Source organism: Streptomyces sp. NPDC043952, from assembly GCF_056435325.1.
The window spans coordinates 169236-188571 of sequence record NZ_JBWKES010000004.1; the positions used below are offsets into that span (position 1 = coordinate 169236).

Here is a 19336-nt window from a genome sequence, read left to right on the forward strand (position 1 = left end):
ATCCATCATGCGCACCCGATCCGCCACCTACCCCGACCGCGAGACCGCCCAATGGGCCACCCAGCAGGTCGTCACCGCCAACGAGCAGCTCATCCACCGCTGGCTCGCGCAGTCCACGCGGGCGCGGCTGAGCATCGAGGCGGCCTGGCCCGCGCGGGAGGAGCCGGTCGGGCGGGTGCTGTTGCAGGCGATGATGCTGGCGGGCCGGGAGCCCGTCGAGGTGCGGGCCGCTCGGGTGGTCCTCAGGAGGGACCCCGCCCGCCCGCACGGCTTCACCGTGCACTCCTCGTTGCCGATCTATCTGTAGACCCGTAGACCCGTAGAGGCTGACCACCGTGCCCCTGAGCCCCCTCGAACACGACCGCCGCTACGGCGAACTCGACCAGGTCATGCGCGCCTACCTCGGGCAGCCGGCCGACGACACCCCGGAACAGCCCGGCCCGGCCCTGACCGCCTACCTCCGGCACACCTGGCACAGCCGGCCGTGGGCCCTCGCCGCCGCCGAACGGCAGTTGCGGGAGTACGCCGACAACCCGCCGGGGCGGCTCCGGCTGCGGCTCGGCGAGTTCTACGCGATCCCCGACGTCGGCCTGCCCCAGGCCGAGATCCAGCCCTGGCTGCGCTGCCTCGCCGACCACATCAAGCACAGCATCGAGACGGGAGAGGTGCCGCCGCCCGCGGCCCCCGCCACCCACTGGGAGTGGCACGCCCACTTCCCGGAGCTGGGTCAGTTCCTCGGGGGATGGTTCTCCCAGGACATGCCGGACGAGTTCGACGACCATCACGCTGCCGTCCAGGACTACCGGAACTCCACCGACCGTCACCTTGTGGTCCGCCTCGTCGGAGAGCTCCAGGAACTGCTCGCGCTCGACCTGGACGAGTCCGACTACGCCCTCGCCGTCTCGGAACTCGGCATGGAGGTCGACCCTCCCACGCCCTACTCACCCAGCGGCTGGCTGGCAGCCGTCGCCGGCCAACTCGCCGCACCGACCGACGAAGGCTGAGCCGAGCGGCCTCCTGCATCTACAGGGGCTCGCACGCAATTGCCAGGACTCCACCGTGGAGGACGGAGCCCGCCTGTTCATCGAGGAGACACACCCGCGGAGGACCTATGACGGAAAGCAGGGCAGAACTGCTCGCCCGTGGGCGAGGGCGCTTCGACGGGCGTCAGTCCTTCGCCGCGCTCGCCGCCCGAGGGGAACCGGACTGGCGCGACACGGTGATGAACACGATCCGTGGACATCCCGTACTCCGGCAAGTCGATTCCGGGGAATTGCGGGACAGCCTCCTGGAGATCTCCGCTGCCCAGGCCCTGGAGCTGGCCGGGCTGATCTCGGTCGGATCTCTTCTGTACGGCCCTCATCCGTCCCTTCGCGTGCCGAACGCGGAACGCGACAGCTGTCTGCGCGAAGTCCTCGCCACCGTCGGGGGCGGCGCGCGTTTCTTCACCAATCACGGGCACGGGGAGGACGGCGCGGAGGCCGATTTCCTGGCCTCGTCGTTCCACGCCGACGTCCTCGCGGGACTCACCATCGACATCTGCCTCATCGGGGTGTCGGACGAGAACGTCCTGGTGCTCTGGCGTTTCGAGGACGACTGACCCCTCCGCGAGCTACACCGACGGCTTCAACGGCCGCTCCAGCACCCCCTCAGATGCCGTTCGAACACCTCGCCCGCGTCCGGGGTCAGTGTCCGTGGGGCCACCAGGGCCGTGATGGCTTGAGCCGTCTGCGGGGCCTCCAGGCGGGAGGCCAGTCCGTCGATGGGGGGCGGGCCGCAAGGCGGAACACACCGGTGTTTCTGCGCGGACCGTTCGTGGGCTGCTGCCTGGGTTCGGCGTTCATGATCGACGCCGCGGCTCCGGCGGTGCTGTGGGACGTGGCGCCGGACCGGTACGGCTGCCGGGACCGCTGCCGGCCTCGCTGGCGCTGCGCGCGTCGCAGGGCATCGGTGTCGGTGCCGCCGCGGGCATCGCGCGCATGCGGGTGCGGGACCGGTGGAGCGGCGACGAGATGGCCAAGCGTCTGCCGGCGCTGTCGCTCGCGTTCATCACGGCGATGGGCGGCGCCCAGTTCATCGGCGGTCTGATCGGACGGTACGCGCCTCCGGGAGGCCGGCTCGGCGGTCTTCGCCATGGTCGGCGCGGTCACCGCGCTGCTTGCCTTCACCGTGCCGTTCGAGTCCAGCCGTGCCGTGCAACGGCCGTCCGAGGTGCCGCGGATCTGCCTCACCAGCAGCGGGCAGCGCGCCTTCCCGCTGCCGGCGCCGGCCGGTGGTGCCGGGTGGGCGGGGTGTCCGGCGGGCTGTATCCGCCGGACACCGCCGGTCTGATCAGAACAGCTGGGGTGCCATGCCCGCGGTGCCGCCTCCGATGACGGGAACGAGCAGGACCAGCCACCCCCGTACGCTGCGCAAAGGCGACTCTTCCTGACGGATCATCAGTGCGAGGGCCATGCCCGCCATGGCGGGGAGAGCGATTCCGAGGACCGCCAGCACCAGCAAGTTGGGTACGGAGTGGCGGGCGATGGCCCACCCGGCGCCCAGGCTGAGTGCCGCAGCCGTGATCAGCTCGCCGGTCGGCTGTATCAGTCCAAGGCGAGGCCGGTTGGCCCCGGCGACCCGGGCCCCGGTCCGGGCAACCGCGAACATCCAGATGATGCCTGCCGCCACGAGCAGGGTTTCGCAGGCGAAGACGATGTTTGCCGCCAGCATGTCTTCCTCCGATCGCCGTTAGGAGCAGGCTGCCTTGACGCCCTCGAGTCCCAGGAGCTGGGCACCGGCCCACTGAAGGTCGTTGGCGAGCGTGTGCCCCTTGCCCTTCCGGATCGCCTTGATCGCGCTCACGACCCGCTTGACCCCGACGCGCTTCGCTATCTTCACGATCTTCACCATCTTCGCCGCCGGAAGCAGACTGCTCCCGACGGCCACCGCGACCGCCCCCATGCAGCCGAAACTCGGCCATCCGAAACGAGGTTGCACCTGCCCCTGCGGCGGTTCTCCGCCCTGCTCCCGCTGCTTCAGGTAGGCGATGGTCGCCGCGTCCCCCTGCTCCAGGACGTCCTCGGGGATGGACATCATGGTGTTGAGCAGGGCTTCCCACTGGGCGTCATCGGACATCTCGTCGGATACGGATACCGGGGCAGTGGTGCGGTGTGCGGCCTCGGCTGCGTGCGCGCCTGTGGCCATGGCCAGGATCGCCCCTGCGGTAAGGGCGGAGACGAGCATCGCGGTGCCGCGCGTGAAGGATGTGCGATCGCTTACGTTGACAGACATCTGTCCCTATACATCCGGTAGTTGGAGATGTGGGCGCAGATGCGCGCCCCGTTAGCCAAGATTAAGCAAAGTTGGTAAAGATCGGCAAATGTGTGGCGGGAGTCGTGGCTCCGCTGTCGCCAGTGCGCTGCCAAGCGGTGTGCGCCACGGAGTCTCACTGCGGAATTCATCAGGGGTTCTTCGGAGGTCCCGATGTCTGCGTCAGGTACTTGGCGCGGTAGACGCTGCAGATCTGCATCCCGCACGACCGCAGTCGCCACATCGTCTTCGAGAGGGTTTCCGGATGGCGTCGGCACTGGGGTAGCCCTTGTCGTCGTGGGCGACGTTGTTGAGGGCGAAGCCGTTGTACGGGGTTGTGTCGCAGCGGACGTCGCCTTCCTGGGGTTTCACCGGCCAGGCGGAGCCGAGTTGGCGGCGGTGATGTGCTGCGGGTTGTGCGTCGCGGCCGGCCATTTCGTGACGGCGTCGCCCTCCTGCGAAGAGCAGCCGGTGAGGGCCAGTGGCAGCACCAGGCCGGCGGCCGTGGCGAGCAGTACGCCGGCTCGCGCCGTGCGTGTGCGCGAGTGGACCGCCACGACGGCCTGCGATGTACGGATCGCCAGCCAGAGGGTGAGCGCGGTGAGCATGGCGCCGACCGCCGCGCTGGTGAGGGCGAGCGGCCAGGCATGCCCGGCCGGGATGCCGGCCGTGAGATAGAGAAGCGTCGTGATCAGCGAGACGGCGAGCGCGATGGCGACCGTGACGAGCGTGAGCACGACAGCGGGCCCCGAGGTGCCGGTCGCGCGGCAGGCGACCGCCCGCCAGCCCTGACCGGCGGCGTTCCAGACCACCAGGCCCAGAACCAGGGAACCGATGGGCAGGACCAGCAGGGTGAACAGCTGGACGCTGGCGTTCGGGTCGTGCCAGGACAGCCACAGCGCGATCAGCGCGACAACGCCGGGGCACAGCCAGGCCAGTGCGGTGCCGCGGACCATGCCGAGTACAGGCGCGGCCAACCGGGGCCTGCCGGGTTCGGGGCGCGGGGCCGGTTCCGTCACTGTGCCCAGGATCGCCGTGGCTCCTGGGGCGAAGACCTGCCGGTCGGGTGAAGTGCGGTGCCGGGCAGTCCGGGTACGGGACAGACGCAGCCGTGGCACCAGCAGGAACGGGACGGCGAGCAGCGCGCCCAGGAGTGCGGGCGGCCAGGGTGAGGCGCCGGACAGCGCGGAATGGCTTTCCAGGGCGACACCGTTGGCGTGCGTGCCGAGGACCGGCAGGGCCCCGCGGTCCAGCCAGGTGAACGGCAGGACCGCCCAGTCGGCCGACTCGGCGTTCACCACTCCCAGCACCGCCCATACGAACCCCGCGGCGAGGGCCGCCACGGCGGGCAGTTGCCGGGCCAGCCACAGGGTCAGTGCCAGCAGGCGAGTTGGGAGATCCAGGGGACCACGACGGCCGCGACCGCGCGGTCGGCGGGAACACGCTGGGCGCCGGACAGCAGCCCGAGCGCCGGCAGGGGTGTCCCGGCGCCGAGCACATTGAGCAGGAGGGAATGCGCGGCCAGGACGGCGAGCCGGCTCAGGTGCCGGTACTCCGGCGGCACAGGCCGGTACCAGGTGCCGCCGCCTCGGGCGCCGCGGTCGATGTGGGCGGCGGTGACCGCCAGCAGCACGGTGAGCATGGGACCGGCGAACATCGCCCACAGGTCCCGCTCAGGGGCAGATACGACACGGTGCTGCGTCGTCAGACGGCACACTCGGCACGCAGGGTCGCGGGCAGGGCGACGAGCGGCGTCATGGGCGCGGCGGCCGTCATCGTGCCGCCGTCCGGGCTTCGCCGGTGGTGCCGGTCAGCGTGAAGTACGCGCTTTCGAGGTCCCCGTCCGGCGCCAGATCGGCCAGGCTTCCCTGGTAGCGCAAGCGGCCCTGCGCGATCAGTCCGATGTCGTCGGCGACCGAGGCGACCTCGCCCAGCAGATGGCTGGAGAGCACGATGGTGCGGCCGGTGCCGGTGAAGCGGCGCATCATGGCGCGCAGCGCGGCGATGCCCTCCGGGTCGAGGCCGTTCTGCGGTCCGTCCAGGATGAGCAGGTCCGGGTTGCCCAGCATGGCGATGGCCAGGGCCAGGCGTCCCTTCATGCCGGTGGAGAGGGTCTTCGCCTTCTTCCGGTCGGTGCTGCTCGGTTCGACCGTGTCCAGCGTACGGTCGACCTCCGCCTCGGACAGCCCGAGCAGATGGGCGTGCACCATCAGGTTCTGCCGGGCGGACAGATGGCCGTAGAAACTGGGGCCGTTGATGCTCGCTCCGATGCGGGACAGGGCTCGCCTCTCCCACGGCCAGCCGGACAGCCGTACCTCTCCCCGGTCGGGAGGCAGCAGGCCCAGGATCATCTTCAGGGTGGCCGACTTGCCCGCGCCGTTGGGGCCGAGCAGGCCGTAGATCCGGCCTGGCCGCACGTCCTGCAGGATCTGATGGATCACAAATCTGCCGACACCACCGCGGTTGTCGGTGGCAGTGGCATTCGGGAACTGCATCGAACCTACCAACGTGAAGGCTGGTGGGAAGGCCTGCCCCATCCGGTTCCAATGCGCTGGCTGCGGCTCCTACTGCCCTGATCCGTCCTACCTGCCCGCGATTGAGGAACACGTACGCGCCTTGAAGGCGGACCGTGAGGTCGCTGCCGCGGCGGGAGCAGCCGAGTTCGTCATCCGGAACCTGGATGACCAGATCACTGCGTTCCAGGCCGCCCGTGAGAATCAGAAGGAGAAGCTGGCTTCGATGCCCGATGAGATGCGACACGAGGTCGAGGAGGCCAGCAAGGTTCCGCGAGAGCTCTCTGCTGGAGTCTCGAAGGGTGCTGTGAGCCTGGGCATGCCCGCATTCGGTCCTCCGGAGGTAGTCGCATGACGAAGGAGCCGCGTACGCCAGCTCAGGTGCTCCTCGAATCCCGGCAGAAGGCCAGCGGGAGAAGAGGGCCAAGGTACGCGACCCGATCACGTTCCTCGCAGTCGCCAAGCGGGCTGGCGTCTCAAACTGGCTTGTCTACGCCGAGGGGGCCCGCGAGCACATCGAAGCCGCTCGTGCGGGCCCGGCGGTCGGCGTAACTCGGCAGTGCAAGGAAGAGGTGGTAGCCAGCACCGCGAGCCTGAAACCGACCGTGAGTTCGCGCGTGCCCAGGTCCGGGCGCTCACCGAGGGACGCGACCGGCTCAGGGCCGCAGTACAGTGCAGCCCGGCGAGCGGATCGACGCCGTCTCGACCAAGGACTTGCTCGCCCGTGTTCAGGAGCTGACCACCGCCAAGCAACGGCTCGCCACGGAGTTGGCCCGAGCCGAAGCGGACCGCGACAACCTGCAGGATGGGTTGGCCGAGGCGCAGGAGGACCTGGCCGCCGCCCGGACTGCCCCGCGGAACATGATGCGCGGCCAGAACCGCGACTCAGCGTGATCGCCCCTCAGGTGGCTCGCAGACGGCCAGGACCAGCAGCAGCCATGCGCAGCTGGGGTCGCCTCTGCCGATGCTGATCGCGCACATGCAACGACGTCCCCTCCCTCGCACGGAAGACACGCCAATGAGCCGTCCCGCTATACCCGACCTGGTTTGGTGGCGCGGGGACCCCGAGCGATGGGAGCTTCTGGAGTTCGACGGGCAGCACACCGAGGACGGGCTGCCCATAGATTCCTGCTGGGAGGACAGGCAGCAGGTCCTCGAAGCCTTGGTCCGGGACCCTTGTCAGGAAGACGGGGACTTCGCCCGGTTCCTGCTGCTTCAGGAGACACGGTGGCATGGGCACTCCTGGGGATTCAGCCACAGCATCGAACTTGCCGCCCTGCGGGTCGCCGAAGAACGGCGCGTCGAGGACGTCTGGCTCCTGTGGGAAGCCGTCTGCCGGAGCTTCGACACCTGGTGCGGCCTTCCACACCACCTGCTGCTCGCCGCCGGGGTGTCCGCTACCGCGGAGTACGTCAGAGACTCCGACCATCCCCAACGGGACAACCTCTTGGAGCACCTCGGGAAGATCTCCCAGGTCACGAACGAGGACGTCGCCCAGAAACTGAGCCAGCGGCGCCGCTACTACGGCGAGATCCTGGACGAGCTGAACGGGGAGTGAGGCGACGTGGAGATCACCGTGCAGTGGGTCCGGACATCGTGGACCAAGGAGTCTCGGGGAGGTGAGAGTGCCGCGCGCAGGAATGCCGCCCCGATCGGGTTCCCTCTTCCCCATGCATCGAGGTCGCTGGCGCACGTGGTGCGCATGCGTGAGGAGGGCGGTTTCCAGCCTCGTGACACTCTTGAGGACCTGGGCAGGGTCGATGTCCAACTCCGTGAAGCCGAAGGATGCCTGCGGGTCTTCCCGCGAGTGCAGCCTCTATTTGCCCTGCCGCCGCGGCGACGACGCCTGCCGGCCGTGCGCCTTGTCCCCGGGCAGTGGGTCCGTTGGCAGCTGAACTATCGCTTCAGCAGCGCACTGGGAATCCGGGACTGGTCCTACTGGCTGGACACCTTCAACATCGCCTACGGACCGGTGACCACTGATCTGTTCTGTGGAAGACCTGACTTCTTCATCGACGAGCAGGGCCCCGTCCGCTAGCGCTGGCCGACCGCGAGGGATTGCGGCTCCCTGGCCATCATGTGCCCGTGGTCACCATGGACTCCTCAAACGCCCGGCCTCCTCCGACAGCTTCAGGATGCGCAACAGCAGGCCCTCCCGGCCCGGTTGGGGCGTCTGCGTGGCCTCCAGGCGGGAGAAGAGTTCGTCGATGGCGGGCCAGAGGGCAAGGGGAGCGGGGTGCTGGTCGGTCATGCGGAGCAGCCTGCCACGGGCGGGTGCCCGGCACGTCGTACGGGCGCCCGGCTCACTCCTCCTCGCACTCCTCGAACAGCGCCCGGCTCACTCCTCCTCGAACTCCTCGAACAGCGCCTCCTGCCGGCCCTCCCGCTTCGCCCGTACCCGCCTCGTCCGTGCCCCCACCACCGCCGCCGTGCCCGCCGCCGTCGCCGCGAGGGCGGCGGGGACCATCCAGCCGCGGTTGAGGACGTTGCCGAGCGCGTGGTCCAGGGAGAGCCGGCCCGGACCGGTGATCGCGAGGCCGATCGCGGCCAGGCCCAGGGTCGCCGCGTACTCGTAGCCGCCCTCCTGGGCGAAGAAGCCGTTGGGCGCGTGCACCGCCGTCGCCCCCGCCATCGCGCCCGCCGCCGCCGCGCCCGCCGCCGGGGTGGCCAGGCCCAGCGCGAGGAGCGTGCCGCCGCCGGTCTCCGCGAGGCCCGCCGCCGTGGCGCTCATCTTGCCGGGGGCGTAGCCGACGGACTCCATGAACTGGCCGGTGCCCTCCAGGCCATGGCCGCCGAACCAGCCGAACAGCTTCTGCGTGCCGTGCGCCGCGAGCACCCCGCCCGTGCCCAGCCGGAGCAGCAGCAGGCCCAGATCACGTCGGTCGTAACAGGTCATGGTGACTCCCAAGCCAAGGCGACAGAGACAGAGAGACAGGGGGACGGAGAGACGGAGGGGCAGAGGAGAGGTCGGACGACGGGGCCTCTCCTGTGTTACCACCGCCACACCGGTCACACCATCGGACGCATCCAAGCGTGCGTTCCGGTGGCGCGGCCGGGGGTCCGGTGTGAGCCTGGCGCCATGACGATTCAGCCAGCCAAACTCAGCGATCCGGTCGTCCGGGCCTTCGTCAGCGCCGTGAACGCCCATGATCGCGAGGGCTTCCTGGCCCTGCTCGCGCCCGGCGCGACCATGTCCGACGACGGCACCGACCGCGATCTCGCCGACTGGATCGACCGGGAGATCTTCTCGTCCCACGGCCATATCGACGTCGACAACGAGTCCCGCGGTGGCCGCGCCCTGGTCGCCCGCTACCGCAATGACACCTGGGGCGAGATGAAGACCCGGTGGAGCTTCACCGTCGACGAGGACGGCCGGATCTCGCGGTTCGAAACCGGCCAGGCGTGAAGCTGCTCACGTTGGCTACGTCACGTTAACCGGTCAGATTTTCATAACGTGGCAAATTCCCTAGCCGTCATCCCCCTTCGCTGCCGAATCCGCTGCTCGGCGCGGTGTACCGTCCCGGAGTGCGCGAATCCTCCCGGCTCAGCCGGCGTGCCGTCCTCGGGCTGACGGCCGCCGCCCTTCCCCTGCCCGCCGCCGCCCTTCCCCTGTCCGCGGCCGCCCCGGCCCACGCCGCGTCCGGCGTCACCGCCATCGGCGGCGAACGGCTGGCCCGCGCCGGGCTCCAGGTGGAGGGCGCCACCGGGGTGCCCACGAAGCTGCTCACGGCCCGCGCCTGGCTGGTCGCCGACGGTACGACCGGTGAGGTGCTCGCCTCCTTCAACGCCCATCAGCGCCTCGCGCCCGCGTCCACGCTGAAGATGCTGTTCGCGGACACCGTGCTGAAGAAGTTCGACCGCACCGAGAAGTACACGGTCAAGGACTCCGACATCTCCGACGTCCCGGCCGGCTCCAGCCTCGTCGGGATCAAGGCGGGCATCACCTACACCGTCGAGCAGCTGTGGCAGGGCGTGTTCCTGCGCTCCGGCAACGACGCCGTGCACGTCCTCGCGCACATGAACGGCGGCATCGCCAAGACCGTCGCCGAGATGCAGGCCAGGGCGCGGGACCTCCAGGCCCTCGACACCCATGTGGTCAGCCCCGACGGCTTCGACCACCCCGGCCAGCTCTCCTCGGCGTACGACCTGACCCTCTTCGCCCGGCACGGGCTGAAGGACCCCGACTTCCGGGGCTACTGCGGCACCCGCACCGCGAACTTCCCGGCCGGCGGCAAGAAGACCTTCCAGATCCAGAACACCGACCGCCTGCTGACCGGGGCGTGGGGTCTGAAGACGTACGACGGCCTGATCGGCGTGAAGAACGGTTACACCAGCCACGCCGGCAACACCTTCACCGGCGCCGCCACCCGCGACGGCCGCACCCTGCTGGTCACGGTCATGCACCCGGCCACCGGCAGCAACGCCGTCTACGAGCAGACCGCCGCCCTCCTCGACTGGGGCTTCACGCACGGCCGTACGGCCCGGCCGGTGGGCACGCTGGTCGAGCCGCTCAGCGAGGGCGGCGCGACCGCGTCCCCGGCGCCCGGACACGCGGGCGGCCAGGCGGCCGGCGGGACGGACACACCGGCCAAGGGCCCCTCCGCCGGACGCCTCGTGGAGGGCGCGGCGGGCACCGCGGTCCTGCTCGCGGCGGCCGGCGGCTTCCTGCTGCGGCGCCGCCGCCAGTCCCTCGCGGCCCGGAACGCGGCCGGCACCGGCAGGCCCCCCGCGCCCCGCGCGGCGGAGCCGGACCTCCAGGAGCCGCCGGCCCCCACCGACCAGCCGGGCGGCCGGCACCGGCGCTGACGCCGCCCGGCGGTCGCCTGCCGGCGTCGCCTGCCAGCGGTCGCCTACCGGCGTCCGGCGTCGCCTGCCGGCGGTCGCCTGCCGGCGGCCGTCCCGCCTCCTGCCTCCTGTGAAACGGCCGGTGGAACTCCGGTGGCACGCATGTGCGCGCCGGGGGCGGGAGTCGGGGGTCAGCCGCGGCCGATGTACGGCATCGCCGTCGCCAGCACCGTCGCGAACTGCACATTCGCCTCCAGCGGCAGCTCCGCCATGTGCCGTACGGTGCGCGCCACTTCGGCCACGTCCATCATCGGCTCCGGCGCCGTCTCGCCGTTCGCCTGGAGCACGCCGGTGCTCATCCGCCGCGTCATCTCGGTCGCCGCGTTGCCGATGTCGATCTGCCCGACCGCGATCCGGTACGGACGCCCGTCCAGGGAGAGGGACTTGGTGAGGCCGGTCAGCGCGTGCTTGGTCGCGGTGTAGGCGACCGAGTGCGGGCGGGGCGCGTGCGCGGAGATCGAGCCGTTGTTGATGATCCGGCCGCCCCGCGGGTTCTGCTCCTTCATCGTCCGGTACGCCGCCTGCGCGCACAGGAACGCCCCGTTCAGGTTGGTGTCCACCACGTGCCGCCAGGCGTCGTAGGGGAGTTCCTCGACCGGGACCCCGCCGGGCCCGAACGTGCCCGCGTTGTTGAACAGCAGATCCAGCCGGCCGAACCGGTCCACGGCCGCCTCGAACAGCGCCGCCACGTCCTCGGGTTGGGACACGTCGGTGCGTACGGCGATCGAGGGCGCCGCGGGCGCGAGCGCCGCCGTCTCCTCAAGCGTCTCGACGTGCCGCCCGGCCAGCGCCACCGACCAGCCGGTGCGCAGCAGCTCCACGGCGACGGCCCGGCCGATCCCGGAACCGGCGCCGGTCACCACCGCGATCTTCGAATGGGTGTCAGTCATGCCACGGAGCGTAGGCGTCCACTTCGTCGTCCGTATGTTCCTCGGCAGTTTGTCCGAGCTGGGAACATGGGAGGCGCGCTTCAGTGGAAGTTTCAAGCAAGGTGTCCCGGCCGGGACACCTCGACCCAGGGAGGGGACTCATGCCCGAGCACGCGGCGGGACCGACACCGCGGACGGAAGATCCGGAGACCGCCACCGCGTCCCCCGCCGCCCGCCGCACCGGCCTCCTCGTCACCTTCGTCCTCGGCGGCCTCACCGCGACGCCTCCGCTCGCCATGGACATGTACCTCCCCTCGCTGCCGGAGGTCACCCGCTCCCTGCACGCGCCCGCCGCCACCGTGCAGCTCACCCTCACCGCCTGCCTGCTGGGCATGGCCCTCGGGCAACTGGTCGTCGGCCCGATGAGCGACCGCTGGGGCCGGCGCCGCCCGCTGCTGACCGGGCTCGCCGTGAACCTCGTCGCGACCGCCCTGTGCGCCCTCGCCCCGAACGTCGAGACGCTGGTCGCCTTCCGGCTGGTCCAGGGCCTCGCGGGCGCGGCCGGCATCGTCATCGCGCGGGCCGTCGTACGCGACCTGTACGACGGTGTCGCCATGGCCCGCTTCTTCTCCACCCTGATGCTGATCTCCGGGGTCGCGCCGGTCGTCGCCCCGCTGATCGGCGGGCAGATCCTGCGGGTGACCGACTGGCGCGGGGTGTTCCTGGTGCTCACCGTGATCGGGGCGCTGCTCGGCGCGCTGGTCTGGCTGCGGCTGCCGGAGACCCTGCCGCCGGCGGGCCGGCACGGCGGGGGAGTGGGGCACGCCCTGCGCTCGATGCGCGCGCTCCTCGCCGACCTGCCCTTCACCGGCTACATGCTGGCCGGCGGCTTCGCCTTCGCCGCGCTGTTCGCCTACATATCGGCGTCCCCGTTCGTGATCCAGGAAATCTACGGCGCCTCCCCGCAGACCTTCAGCCTGCTGTTCGGCCTCAACTCGGTCGGTCTGGTGGTCGCCGGGCAGATCAACGGCAAGGTGCTGGTCGGCCGGGTCAGCCTGGACAAGGTGCTGGCCGCCGGGCTCGCGGTGATCACGCTCGCCGCGACCGCGCTGCTGCTGATGTCCACCGGCGTGTTCGGCGAGGTGGGGCTCGCGCCCATCGCCGCCGCGCTGTTCGTGCTGATGTCCGCGATGGGCCTGACCATGCCCAACGCGCAGACCCTCGCCCTGCTGCGCACCAAGCACGCCGCCGGATCGGCGTCCGCGCTGCTCGGCACCTCCTCCTTCCTCGTCGGCGCGGTCGCCTCGCCGCTCGTCGGGATCGCCGGGGAGCGCACCGCCGTCCCGATGGCCGTCGTCCAACTGGCGGCCGCACTGGTCGCGGGGGCCTGCTTCGTGGGAATGTGCCGTCCCTGGAACACGCGGGAGAACACCCGTGCGGGGACGGAAGGAGACCAGAGCTGAGCGCACCGAGACTGCGCGGCGACACACCCGAGCGGGCCGGGCTGGACCCCGGAGCGCTGGCACACCTGGTGGACGAGGTGCACGCCCGCACCGCCGGACCGCGCCCCTGGGCACCCGGCGCGGTCGTGGTGGCCGGACGCGGACCCGTGATCGCCGTGGCCGAGGCGGCGGGCTGGGCGGTCCGCTACTCCTCCTACGACCCCCGCACCGACAGCGGCGTCGAACTGCCGCCCGCGGACCGGGTGCCGGCCACCGTCGACACCCCCTTCGACCTGGCCTCCCTGACCAAGCTGTTCACCTCGGTCGCGGCGGTGCAGCAGATCGAGCGCGGCACCGTGGGCATGGACACCCCGGTGGGCCACTACCTGCCGGAGTTCCGGACCCTCGCGGAACACCGGGTCACCGTACGGCAGTTGCTCACCCACACCTCCGGGCTGCGCCCCGAACTCCCGTTGTACGACTGCCCGGACCGCGCCGCCCGCCTGACGATGCTGCGCGCCGAGGCGCCGTCGGGCCCGCCCGGCACGTACCGCTACTCGGACCTGAACATGCTGCTCCTCCAGTTCGTCCTGGAGCGCGTCACCGGCCGCACCCTCGACGTCCTCGTGCGCAACGGCATCACCCGCCCGCTCGGCATGACCGCCACCGGGTTCGGGCCCTGTCCGGGCGCCGCGGCCACCGAGGACCAGTGGCGGCCGTGGGCGAAGGCCGACCGGGGGATGCTGCGGGGCGTCGTCCACGACGAGAACGCGTGGGCCGTCGGCGGCATCGCGGGGCACGCCGGCCTCTTCTCCACCGGGCGGGACCTCGCCGTCTTCTGCCGCGCCCTGCTGGCCGGCGGCTCCTACGGCCCCGCCCGCATCCTCGCCCCCGACCTCACCGACCTCCTCCTGGCCCCGCCCGGCCTCGGCTTCGCCCTCGACCAGCCCTGGTTCATGGGCGCCCTCGCCGGCCACGGCGCCGCCGGGCACACCGGCTTCACCGGCACCTCCCTGGTCCTCGACCGGGCGACGGACACCTTCCTGATCCTCCTCGCGAACACGGTCCACCCACGCCGCCGCCCACCGGACAGCACCCCGAGGGCGACACTCGGAACGTGGCTGGCACGGGCGGTGGTGTGAGGGGGGGCGGACGACATGGGTCCGGGCGGGGGCCGGGGCTGATCTGTCGCTTCCGCCGCGTGGAGGGTCGGCTGGGTCGGGGTTGGTCGGCTGTCCCCGCCGCGTGGGCCGTCGGCCGGGTCGGGGCTGGTCCGTCGCCTTCGCCGCGTGGGCCGTCGGCCGGGTGGGGGCCGGTCCGCCGCTCTCGCCGCGGGGGCCGCCGGCCGTGCCGGGGGCCGGGCCCTCGCTCTCGGTGCGCGCCGTAGAATCTCCAGGTGACCGCCCCCGTACCACCGGCCGACGTCCTCCGCCGGAGTCTCGCCGAGATGCTCGACGGGCTCCCGCCCAGCCAGGCCGCCGGCGCCGTCGAACGGCTGATCGCCACCTACCGCGGCGACACCCCGACCCACGCGCCGATCCTCCGCGACCGCGCCGACGTCGCCGCCTACGCCGCCTACCGGATGCCGGCCACCTTCCAGGCCGTGCGCTCGGCCCTCGCGGCGTTCGCCGACGCCGTTCCCGGCTGGGTGCCCGGCAGCCATGTGGACGTCGGCGGCGGCACCGGCGCCGCGACCTGGGCGGTCACCGACACCTGGGCCGGCACCCGCCCGGTCACCGTCCTCGACTGGGCCGAGCCCGCGCTCGCCCTCGGCCGGGAGCTGGCCGCCGCCAACCCCGCCCTGGCCGGCGCCCGCTGGCAGCGCGCCCGCATCGGTGCCGCGCTCGCCCTGGACCCCACCGACCTGCTCACGGTGTCGTACGTCCTGAACGAGCTGGCCGAGGCCGACCGCACCGCGCTCGTGGACGCCGCCGCGGCCGCCGCGCAGACCGTGGTGATCGTGGAGGCCGGCACCCCCGCCGGGTACGCGCGGGTCATCGAGGCCCGCGACCGGCTGATCCGCGCCGGGTTCCGCGTCGCCGCGCCCTGCCCGCACAGCGCCGCCTGCCCGATCGCGCCCGGCACCGACTGGTGCCACTTCTCCGCCCGCGTCCCCCGCTCCTCCCTGCACCGCCGGGTCAAGGGCGGCTCCCTGGCCTACGAGGACGAGAAGTTCTCCTACGTCGCCGCCACCCGCCTGCCCGCCGGACCCGCCCCCGCCCGCGTCGTCCGCCGCCCCCAGATCCGCAAGGGCCAGGTGCTCCTGGACCTGTGCGAGGCGGACGAGCGACTGAGCCGTACGACGATCACCAAACGCCACGGCGACCTGTACAAGGCGGCCCGCGACACGGACTGGGGCGCGGCCTGGCCCCCGGAATCGGCGCTGTGAGGTACGTCTCGCCCGATTCCCCCCGTATCCACCTGCCGCCCCCCGGAGCGCACGAAGGTGGGACCATGAGGCATGCTGTCCGCACACCAGCGAGGCGAGGGGATTGATGAGCGGGACGTTCGGCGGCCACAGCGGCCGGCAGGGCAAACTCTCCCAGTGGCTGCGCGGACGGCGCCCCAAGGAGGACGCCACCGGCGACGGCGGCCGTGAGGCCCTGCTGCTCGCCGCCGCCGAGGCGGGCCTGCCGCTCGCGCCCGCCGCGTACCCGGCGCCCGGCTACCGCTGTTCCTGCGACCGCGTGGGCTGTCCCACCCCGGCCCGGCACCCGGTGTCGTTCGCCTGGCAGACGCAGTCCACGATCGACCGCCCGCAGATCGAGCGCTGGGCCCGGCACCAGCCGCAGGCCAACTTCATCACCGCGACCGGCATGGTCCACGACGTCCTGGACGTGCCCCTGGAGGCCGGCCGGGAGGCGCTGGAGCGGCTGCTCGCCGAGGGCGTCGAGGTGGGGCCGGTCGCCGAGAGCGACGACGGACGGATGCTGTTCTTCACCCTCACCCGCGGCACCCCCGAGGACGAGGACGAGTGGTGGCCCTGCGAGCTGGACTGCCACCCCGAGACCATGGCCGAGCACCCCGGCCTGCGCTGGCACTGCCGGGGCTCCTACGTCCTCGTACCCCCGGCCCGCCTGCCCGGCGACGACGGCCGGCAGGTCCGCTGGGTGCGCGGCCCCGAGCATCCGCTGCCCGAGCCCCTGACCCTGCTGGAATCCCTCACCGACGCCTGCGCCCGGCACGCCGCGGGGGAGACCGCCTCCCACCTCGACCGGCCCTGGCCACTGCGCAACTGACCGGCCCTGGCCACCGCCCGCAACTGACCGGGCGGGGCTGCTCGCCCTTCGTGACCGGGCGGGGTTACTCGCCCTTCGCCCCCGTCACCCCGTTCACCTTCGCCACGATCGACACCTTCCCCCTGCCCGCCGGGTCCAGCGCGGCCTGCCCGGCCACCGACTCCAGCGTGAGGGACTGGTGGATCTCGCCCGTGGTGAGGGCCTGTACGGCCTTGCTGGGCGTCGGCACCGAGGTGTTCGCGGCGGCGGTCTCCTTCTCGTAGTGGTGCGTGCTGAAGAAGACCAGCGCGCCGCCGTCCGCCGTGCGCAGCGCGAGCGGGGCGTAGTCGCCATGGGTCAGCGGCTGGTCGATGTACTGGCGCACGAGACCCGGCTTGCGGGCCTGGGTCCGCCGATAAGCGCGCAACTCGCTGGTGTTCGGCCCGTCGGCGAACGTCGTGCCGCCCTTCTTCAGGTAGTCGGCGTACGAGCGGCTCAACTCATCGGGCTGAACGGCCAGTCGAGTCGAGGACACCGGCACCGCCTCGCCCCACCCGTCCTTGTCCTTGGCGAACTCCGGCACGGCGCCGGGCGCCGCCAGCGTCAGATACGCCACCCGCCACCGCTCGCCCAGATCCGCCCGCGTGAACACCAGCAGCCAGCGGTAGTCACCGCCCTTGTTGGCCCGCGCGTCCGCGAGGAACCAGCGGGGCCAGCCCGCCTTCTCGGGGATCGTGATCCGCACGTCCGACAGCTTCAGCGGGACGTGACCCGCGTTGCCGGACGGGCTGGCGACGTGCCCCGCCTTCAGCCGGGCGGCGTCGATGTCGGCGAACGGACCGGTGACATAGGGCGCGTCCAGCGAACGGTCGTACGCCTTGTCGGCCCTGTTGTACGCCTCGGTGAACGCGGCCACCGCCTTCGCGGCCTCGGTCCGGGTGGCGCCGGGCAGCACCACCCGCTCCCCGTGCACCACCACGCACCCGCTCGCCGTGCAGGACAAGGCGGTCAGCGCCGCCGCGAGCAGTGCGTTCCGGTCACGCCGGCGAAGCCGTCGAGGGCTGCGTTCCCTGGTCATCGGGCTCCTTCACCTTCCCCTTCCCGGAGGCGAACCCTACCGGGGCGAGGAACACCGTGAGCACCGGGACCAAGTACAGGGCCCAGACCGTGACCTGGACGACCGTCGGGTCCGGCTGGAAGTTGAACACGCCCTTCAGCAGCGTGCCGTACCAGCTGTCCGGCTCGACGGTGTCGCTGATGTCGAAGGCCAGGTGGGTGAGTCCGGGGAGCCAGCCGGCCTCCTGGAGGTCGTGGAAGCCGTACGCCAGCACGCCCGCCGCGACCACGACCAGCATCCCGCCGGTCCAGGTGAAGAACTTCGCCAGGTTGATGCGCAGCGCGCCCCGGTAGAACAGCCAGCCCAGCAGCACCGCGGTGGCGAGGCCGAGGGCGACGCCGATCAGCGGGCGCGGGGTGCCGTCGCCGGCCGCGTGCACCGAGGCCCACACGAACAGCGCGGTCTCCAGGCCCTCCCGGCCGACCGCGAGGAACGCCGTGGCGACCAGCGCGCCGGTGCCCATCGCGAGCGCCGCGTCCAGCTTGGCGCCCAGCTCGGACTTCAGGTGCCGGGCGGTGCGCCGCATCCAGAACACCATCCAGGTCACCAGGCCCACGGCGAGGACCGACAGCGAGCCGCCGAGCGCCTCCTGCGCCTGGAACGTCATCTCCTGGGAGCCGAATTCGAGCGCGCAGCCGAAGCCCAGCGCCAGCGCGACCGCGACGGCGATGCCGGTCCAGATCGGCCGCAGGGCGTCCCGGCGGCCGGTCTTGACCAGGTACGCGACCAGGATGCAGACGACGAGCGACGCCTCCAGGCCCTCCCGCAGGCCGATCAGGTAGTTGGAGAACACGGGCTACGCCTCCTTGGAGAACAGTGAACGGCCCCACCAGTCGCCGGCGTCCCGGACGCCCGGCGGGATGGCGAAGACCGCCGAACCCACGTGCTGGATGTACTCGTTGAGGGCGTCGTGCGCCGCCAGCCTGCGCTGGAGCGGGATGAAGCCGTGGCGCACATCGCGCTGGTAGGCGAGGAAGAACAGACCCGCGTCCAGCCGGCCGAGGCCGTCGGTGCCGTCGGTGAAGGAGTAGCCGCGGCGCAGGATGGTGATCCCGCCGTTGGCGTCCGGGTGCGCGAGCCGTACGTGCGCGGTGGGCTTCATCGCCTTCAGGAACGGCTCGTCGTGCTCGCCCGCCTTGCCGGCCGGCGCGCCCTCGCGCTTGTCCCGCCCGAACACGTCCTCCTGCTCCTGGAGCGACGTGCGGTCCCAGGTCTCGATGTTCATCCGGATGCGCCGGGCGACCAGGTACGAGCCGCCGGTCATCCAGTCCGGGCCGTCCCCGTCGCCGACCCACACGTGCTGGTCCAGCCGGCCGGTCTCGGTGCCCGCGATGTTGCGGGTGCCGTCCTTGAAGCCGAACAGGTTGCGCGGGGTCTGCGCGTCGGGGGTGGTCGAGGAGGTCTTGCCGAAGCCGAGCTGGGACCAGCGCACGGCGACCTTGCCGAAGCCGAGGCGGGCGAGGTTGCGGATGGCGTGCACGGCGACCTGCGGGTCGTCCGCGCAGGCCTGGACGCACAGATCGCCGCCGGTGCGGGTCCTGTCCAGGTTGTCGCCGGGGAACGCGGGCAGGTCGACGAGGGCCGCGGGCCGCCTGCCGCGCAGCCCGAACTTGTCGAACAGGGAGGGGCCGAAGCCGATGGTCAGGGTCAGCCGGCACGGGGTGAGGTCCAGCGCCTCGCCGGTGTCGTCCGGCGGGGCCTCGGGGAGCCCGCCGTAGGCGCCCGCGCCGACCGGCTTGCCCGCGGTCATCCGCCGGGCCGCCGCCGTCCAGTCCTTCAGCAACCGGACGAACTCCTCGCGGTCGTCGGTCTTCACGTCGAACGCGGCGAAGTGCAGCCGGTCCTGCACGGGCGTCGCGATGCCCGCCTGGTGGGCGCCGTGGAACTCCACCGCGCCGCCGGCCGCCTCCGCCGTTCCCGCCCCCGCGTCGGTCAGCGCCACCGCGCCCCCGGCCGCCACGGCCCCGAGCGCGATCCCGGCCCCGCCCCAGCCGATCAGCGCCCGGCGCGAGGGACGGCTTTCCTCAACCTCGGTCATCCG

At 72.0% G+C, this 19336-nt stretch carries 24 protein-coding genes; 13 read left to right on the plus strand and 11 right to left on the minus strand.

Going from position 1 to position 19336, the window contains the following annotated elements:
- The first annotated feature begins 7 nt into the window (after positions 1-7).
- The 3 genes from AC069R_RS06295 (at position 8) to AC069R_RS06305 (ending at position 1600) form a co-directional block, all read left to right on the plus strand.
- The gene (locus tag AC069R_RS06295) at positions 8-307 is read left to right on the plus strand and encodes an RNase A-like domain-containing protein (RefSeq protein ID WP_478764978.1); all 300 of its coding nucleotides are present in this window, start codon (positions 8-10) and stop codon (positions 305-307) included.
- A gap of 28 nt (positions 308-335) precedes the next feature.
- Positions 336-1004 carry a contact-dependent growth inhibition system immunity protein gene (locus tag AC069R_RS06300; RefSeq protein ID WP_478764980.1) on the plus strand — a complete coding sequence of 223 codons (669 nt, stop codon included), beginning with the start codon at positions 336-338 and terminating at the stop codon, positions 1002-1004.
- 107 nt (positions 1005-1111) lie between these two features.
- Positions 1112-1600: a hypothetical protein gene (locus tag AC069R_RS06305; protein WP_478764982.1), complete on the plus strand. Its 489-nt coding sequence runs from the start codon at positions 1112-1114 to the stop codon at positions 1598-1600.
- Between the two features lie 731 nt (positions 1601-2331).
- On the opposite strand, the gene AC069R_RS06310 is transcribed toward AC069R_RS06305, so the two are convergent.
- The 5 genes from AC069R_RS06310 to AC069R_RS06330 all read right to left on the minus strand — a co-directional run bounded on the left by AC069R_RS06310 (position 2332) and on the right by AC069R_RS06330 (position 5732).
- The gene (locus tag AC069R_RS06310) at positions 2332-2712 is read right to left on the minus strand and encodes a hypothetical protein (RefSeq protein ID WP_478764984.1); all 381 of its coding nucleotides are present in this window, start codon (positions 2710-2712) and stop codon (positions 2332-2334) included.
- Between the two features lie 18 nt (positions 2713-2730).
- A complete protein-coding gene (locus tag AC069R_RS06315) occupies positions 2731-3273 on the minus strand; it encodes a hypothetical protein (protein WP_478764986.1) in 543 nt (180 codons plus the stop codon).
- A gap of 386 nt (positions 3274-3659) precedes the next feature.
- Complete coding sequence (locus tag AC069R_RS06320) at positions 3660-4634, minus strand: hypothetical protein (protein WP_478764988.1); 975 nt, start codon at positions 4632-4634, stop codon at positions 3660-3662.
- 29 nt (positions 4635-4663) lie between these two features.
- Entirely contained in the window at positions 4664-4948 is a 285-nt protein-coding gene (locus AC069R_RS06325) for a hypothetical protein (RefSeq protein ID WP_478764990.1), read from the minus strand.
- Positions 4949-5063: 115 nt separating this feature from the next.
- Positions 5064-5732: an ATP-binding cassette domain-containing protein gene (locus AC069R_RS06330; RefSeq protein WP_478764991.1), complete on the minus strand. Its 669-nt coding sequence runs from the start codon at positions 5730-5732 to the stop codon at positions 5064-5066.
- 28 nt (positions 5733-5760) lie between these two features.
- Here AC069R_RS06330 and AC069R_RS06335 point away from each other — a divergent pair, with 28 nt between their 5' ends.
- From AC069R_RS06335 to AC069R_RS06350, 4 genes are all read left to right on the plus strand, one after another.
- A complete protein-coding gene (locus tag AC069R_RS06335; RefSeq protein ID WP_478764993.1) occupies positions 5761-6159 on the plus strand; it encodes a hypothetical protein in 399 nt (132 codons plus the stop codon).
- A 317-nt stretch (positions 6160-6476) separates the two neighbouring features.
- Positions 6477-6698 carry a hypothetical protein gene (locus AC069R_RS06340; RefSeq protein WP_478764995.1) on the plus strand — a complete coding sequence of 74 codons (222 nt, stop codon included), beginning with the start codon at positions 6477-6479 and terminating at the stop codon, positions 6696-6698.
- 124 nt (positions 6699-6822) lie between these two features.
- The gene (locus AC069R_RS06345; protein ID WP_478764997.1) at positions 6823-7362 is read left to right on the plus strand and encodes a hypothetical protein; all 540 of its coding nucleotides are present in this window, start codon (positions 6823-6825) and stop codon (positions 7360-7362) included.
- A 6-nt stretch (positions 7363-7368) separates the two neighbouring features.
- Positions 7369-7842: a hypothetical protein gene (locus AC069R_RS06350; RefSeq protein ID WP_478764999.1), complete on the plus strand. Its 474-nt coding sequence runs from the start codon at positions 7369-7371 to the stop codon at positions 7840-7842.
- Between the two features lie 51 nt (positions 7843-7893).
- On the opposite strand, the gene AC069R_RS06355 is transcribed toward AC069R_RS06350, so the two are convergent.
- Positions 7894-8055 carry a hypothetical protein gene (locus AC069R_RS06355; protein ID WP_478765001.1) on the minus strand — a complete coding sequence of 54 codons (162 nt, stop codon included), beginning with the start codon at positions 8053-8055 and terminating at the stop codon, positions 7894-7896.
- Between the two features lie 87 nt (positions 8056-8142).
- On the minus strand, positions 8143-8700 hold the full coding sequence (locus AC069R_RS06360) for a DoxX family protein (protein WP_478765003.1): 558 nt from the start codon (positions 8698-8700) through the stop codon (positions 8143-8145).
- Between the two features lie 183 nt (positions 8701-8883).
- On the opposite strand from AC069R_RS06360, the gene AC069R_RS06365 reads away from it, so the two are divergent.
- Both AC069R_RS06365 and AC069R_RS06370 read left to right on the plus strand, forming a co-directional pair.
- On the plus strand, positions 8884-9210 hold the full coding sequence (locus AC069R_RS06365; protein WP_478765005.1) for a nuclear transport factor 2 family protein: 327 nt from the start codon (positions 8884-8886) through the stop codon (positions 9208-9210).
- A 119-nt stretch (positions 9211-9329) separates the two neighbouring features.
- Positions 9330-10610, plus strand: a complete 1281-nt coding sequence (locus AC069R_RS06370) for a D-alanyl-D-alanine carboxypeptidase family protein (protein ID WP_478765007.1) — start codon at positions 9330-9332, stop codon at positions 10608-10610.
- A gap of 170 nt (positions 10611-10780) precedes the next feature.
- Here the strand turns inward: AC069R_RS06370 and AC069R_RS06375 are convergent, their stop codons facing one another.
- On the minus strand, positions 10781-11539 hold the full coding sequence (locus AC069R_RS06375; protein WP_478765009.1) for an SDR family oxidoreductase: 759 nt from the start codon (positions 11537-11539) through the stop codon (positions 10781-10783).
- A 140-nt stretch (positions 11540-11679) separates the two neighbouring features.
- Here AC069R_RS06375 and AC069R_RS06380 point away from each other — a divergent pair, with 140 nt between their 5' ends.
- The 4 genes from AC069R_RS06380 (at position 11680) to AC069R_RS06395 (ending at position 16199) form a co-directional block, all read left to right on the plus strand.
- Positions 11680-12981: a multidrug effflux MFS transporter gene (locus tag AC069R_RS06380; RefSeq protein ID WP_478765011.1), complete on the plus strand. Its 1302-nt coding sequence runs from the start codon at positions 11680-11682 to the stop codon at positions 12979-12981.
- Positions 12921-14102 carry a serine hydrolase domain-containing protein gene (locus AC069R_RS06385; protein WP_478765012.1) on the plus strand — a complete coding sequence of 394 codons (1182 nt, stop codon included), beginning with the start codon at positions 12921-12923 and terminating at the stop codon, positions 14100-14102. The genes AC069R_RS06380 and AC069R_RS06385 overlap by 61 nt, the downstream gene beginning before the upstream one ends.
- Positions 14103-14356: 254 nt before the next feature.
- Positions 14357-15349, plus strand: coding sequence for a small ribosomal subunit Rsm22 family protein (locus AC069R_RS06390; RefSeq protein WP_478765014.1), 993 nt, complete (start codon positions 14357-14359; stop codon positions 15347-15349).
- Positions 15350-15455: 106 nt separating this feature from the next.
- Complete coding sequence (locus AC069R_RS06395; RefSeq protein WP_478765016.1) at positions 15456-16199, plus strand: bifunctional DNA primase/polymerase; 744 nt, start codon at positions 15456-15458, stop codon at positions 16197-16199.
- A gap of 64 nt (positions 16200-16263) precedes the next feature.
- On the opposite strand, the gene AC069R_RS06400 is transcribed toward AC069R_RS06395, so the two are convergent.
- The 3 genes from AC069R_RS06400 to efeB are packed head-to-tail and all read right to left on the minus strand — an operon-like array spanning position 16264 to position 19333.
- On the minus strand, positions 16264-17256 hold the full coding sequence (locus tag AC069R_RS06400) for an SCO2278 family lipoprotein (RefSeq protein WP_478765017.1): 993 nt from the start codon (positions 17254-17256) through the stop codon (positions 16264-16266).
- Entirely contained in the window at positions 17216-18088 is an 873-nt protein-coding gene (gene efeU / locus AC069R_RS06405; protein WP_478765019.1) for an iron uptake transporter permease EfeU, read from the minus strand. Before efeU ends, AC069R_RS06400 begins: the two co-directional genes overlap by 41 nt.
- A 3-nt stretch (positions 18089-18091) precedes the next feature.
- Positions 18092-19333, minus strand: a complete 1242-nt coding sequence (efeB, locus tag AC069R_RS06410) for an iron uptake transporter deferrochelatase/peroxidase subunit (RefSeq protein ID WP_478765020.1) — start codon at positions 19331-19333, stop codon at positions 18092-18094.
- Between the last annotated feature and the right edge of the window lie 3 nt (positions 19334-19336).

What these genes read in the sequence shown, in the direction of transcription:
- AC069R_RS06295 (WP_478764978.1), top strand. Translation starts at nt 8, where the DNA reads ATGCGCACCCGATCCGCCACCTACCCCGACCGCGAGACCGCCCAATGG.
- AC069R_RS06305 (WP_478764982.1), top strand. Translation starts at nt 1,112, where the DNA reads ATGACGGAAAGCAGGGCAGAACTGCTCGCCCGTGGGCGAGGGCGCTTC.
- AC069R_RS06310 (WP_478764984.1), bottom strand. Translation starts at nt 2,712, where the DNA reads ATGCTGGCGGCAAACATCGTCTTCGCCTGCGAAACCCTGCTCGTGGCG.
- AC069R_RS06315 (WP_478764986.1), bottom strand. Translation starts at nt 3,273, where the DNA reads ATGTCTGTCAACGTAAGCGATCGCACATCCTTCACGCGCGGCACCGCG.
- AC069R_RS06325 (WP_478764990.1), bottom strand. Translation starts at nt 4,948, where the DNA reads ATGTTCGCCGGTCCCATGCTCACCGTGCTGCTGGCGGTCACCGCCGCC.
- AC069R_RS06345 (WP_478764997.1), top strand. Translation starts at nt 6,823, where the DNA reads ATGAGCCGTCCCGCTATACCCGACCTGGTTTGGTGGCGCGGGGACCCC.
- AC069R_RS06355 (WP_478765001.1), bottom strand. Translation starts at nt 8,055, where the DNA reads ATGACCGACCAGCACCCCGCTCCCCTTGCCCTCTGGCCCGCCATCGAC.
- AC069R_RS06360 (WP_478765003.1), bottom strand. Translation starts at nt 8,700, where the DNA reads ATGACCTGTTACGACCGACGTGATCTGGGCCTGCTGCTGCTCCGGCTG.
- AC069R_RS06365 (WP_478765005.1), top strand. Translation starts at nt 8,884, where the DNA reads ATGACGATTCAGCCAGCCAAACTCAGCGATCCGGTCGTCCGGGCCTTC.
- AC069R_RS06375 (WP_478765009.1), bottom strand. Translation starts at nt 11,539, where the DNA reads ATGACTGACACCCATTCGAAGATCGCGGTGGTGACCGGCGCCGGTTCC.
- AC069R_RS06380 (WP_478765011.1), top strand. Translation starts at nt 11,680, where the DNA reads ATGCCCGAGCACGCGGCGGGACCGACACCGCGGACGGAAGATCCGGAG.
- AC069R_RS06395 (WP_478765016.1), top strand. Translation starts at nt 15,456, where the DNA reads ATGAGCGGGACGTTCGGCGGCCACAGCGGCCGGCAGGGCAAACTCTCC.
- AC069R_RS06400 (WP_478765017.1), bottom strand. Translation starts at nt 17,256, where the DNA reads ATGACCAGGGAACGCAGCCCTCGACGGCTTCGCCGGCGTGACCGGAAC.
- efeB (WP_478765020.1), bottom strand. Translation starts at nt 19,333, where the DNA reads ATGACCGAGGTTGAGGAAAGCCGTCCCTCGCGCCGGGCGCTGATCGGC.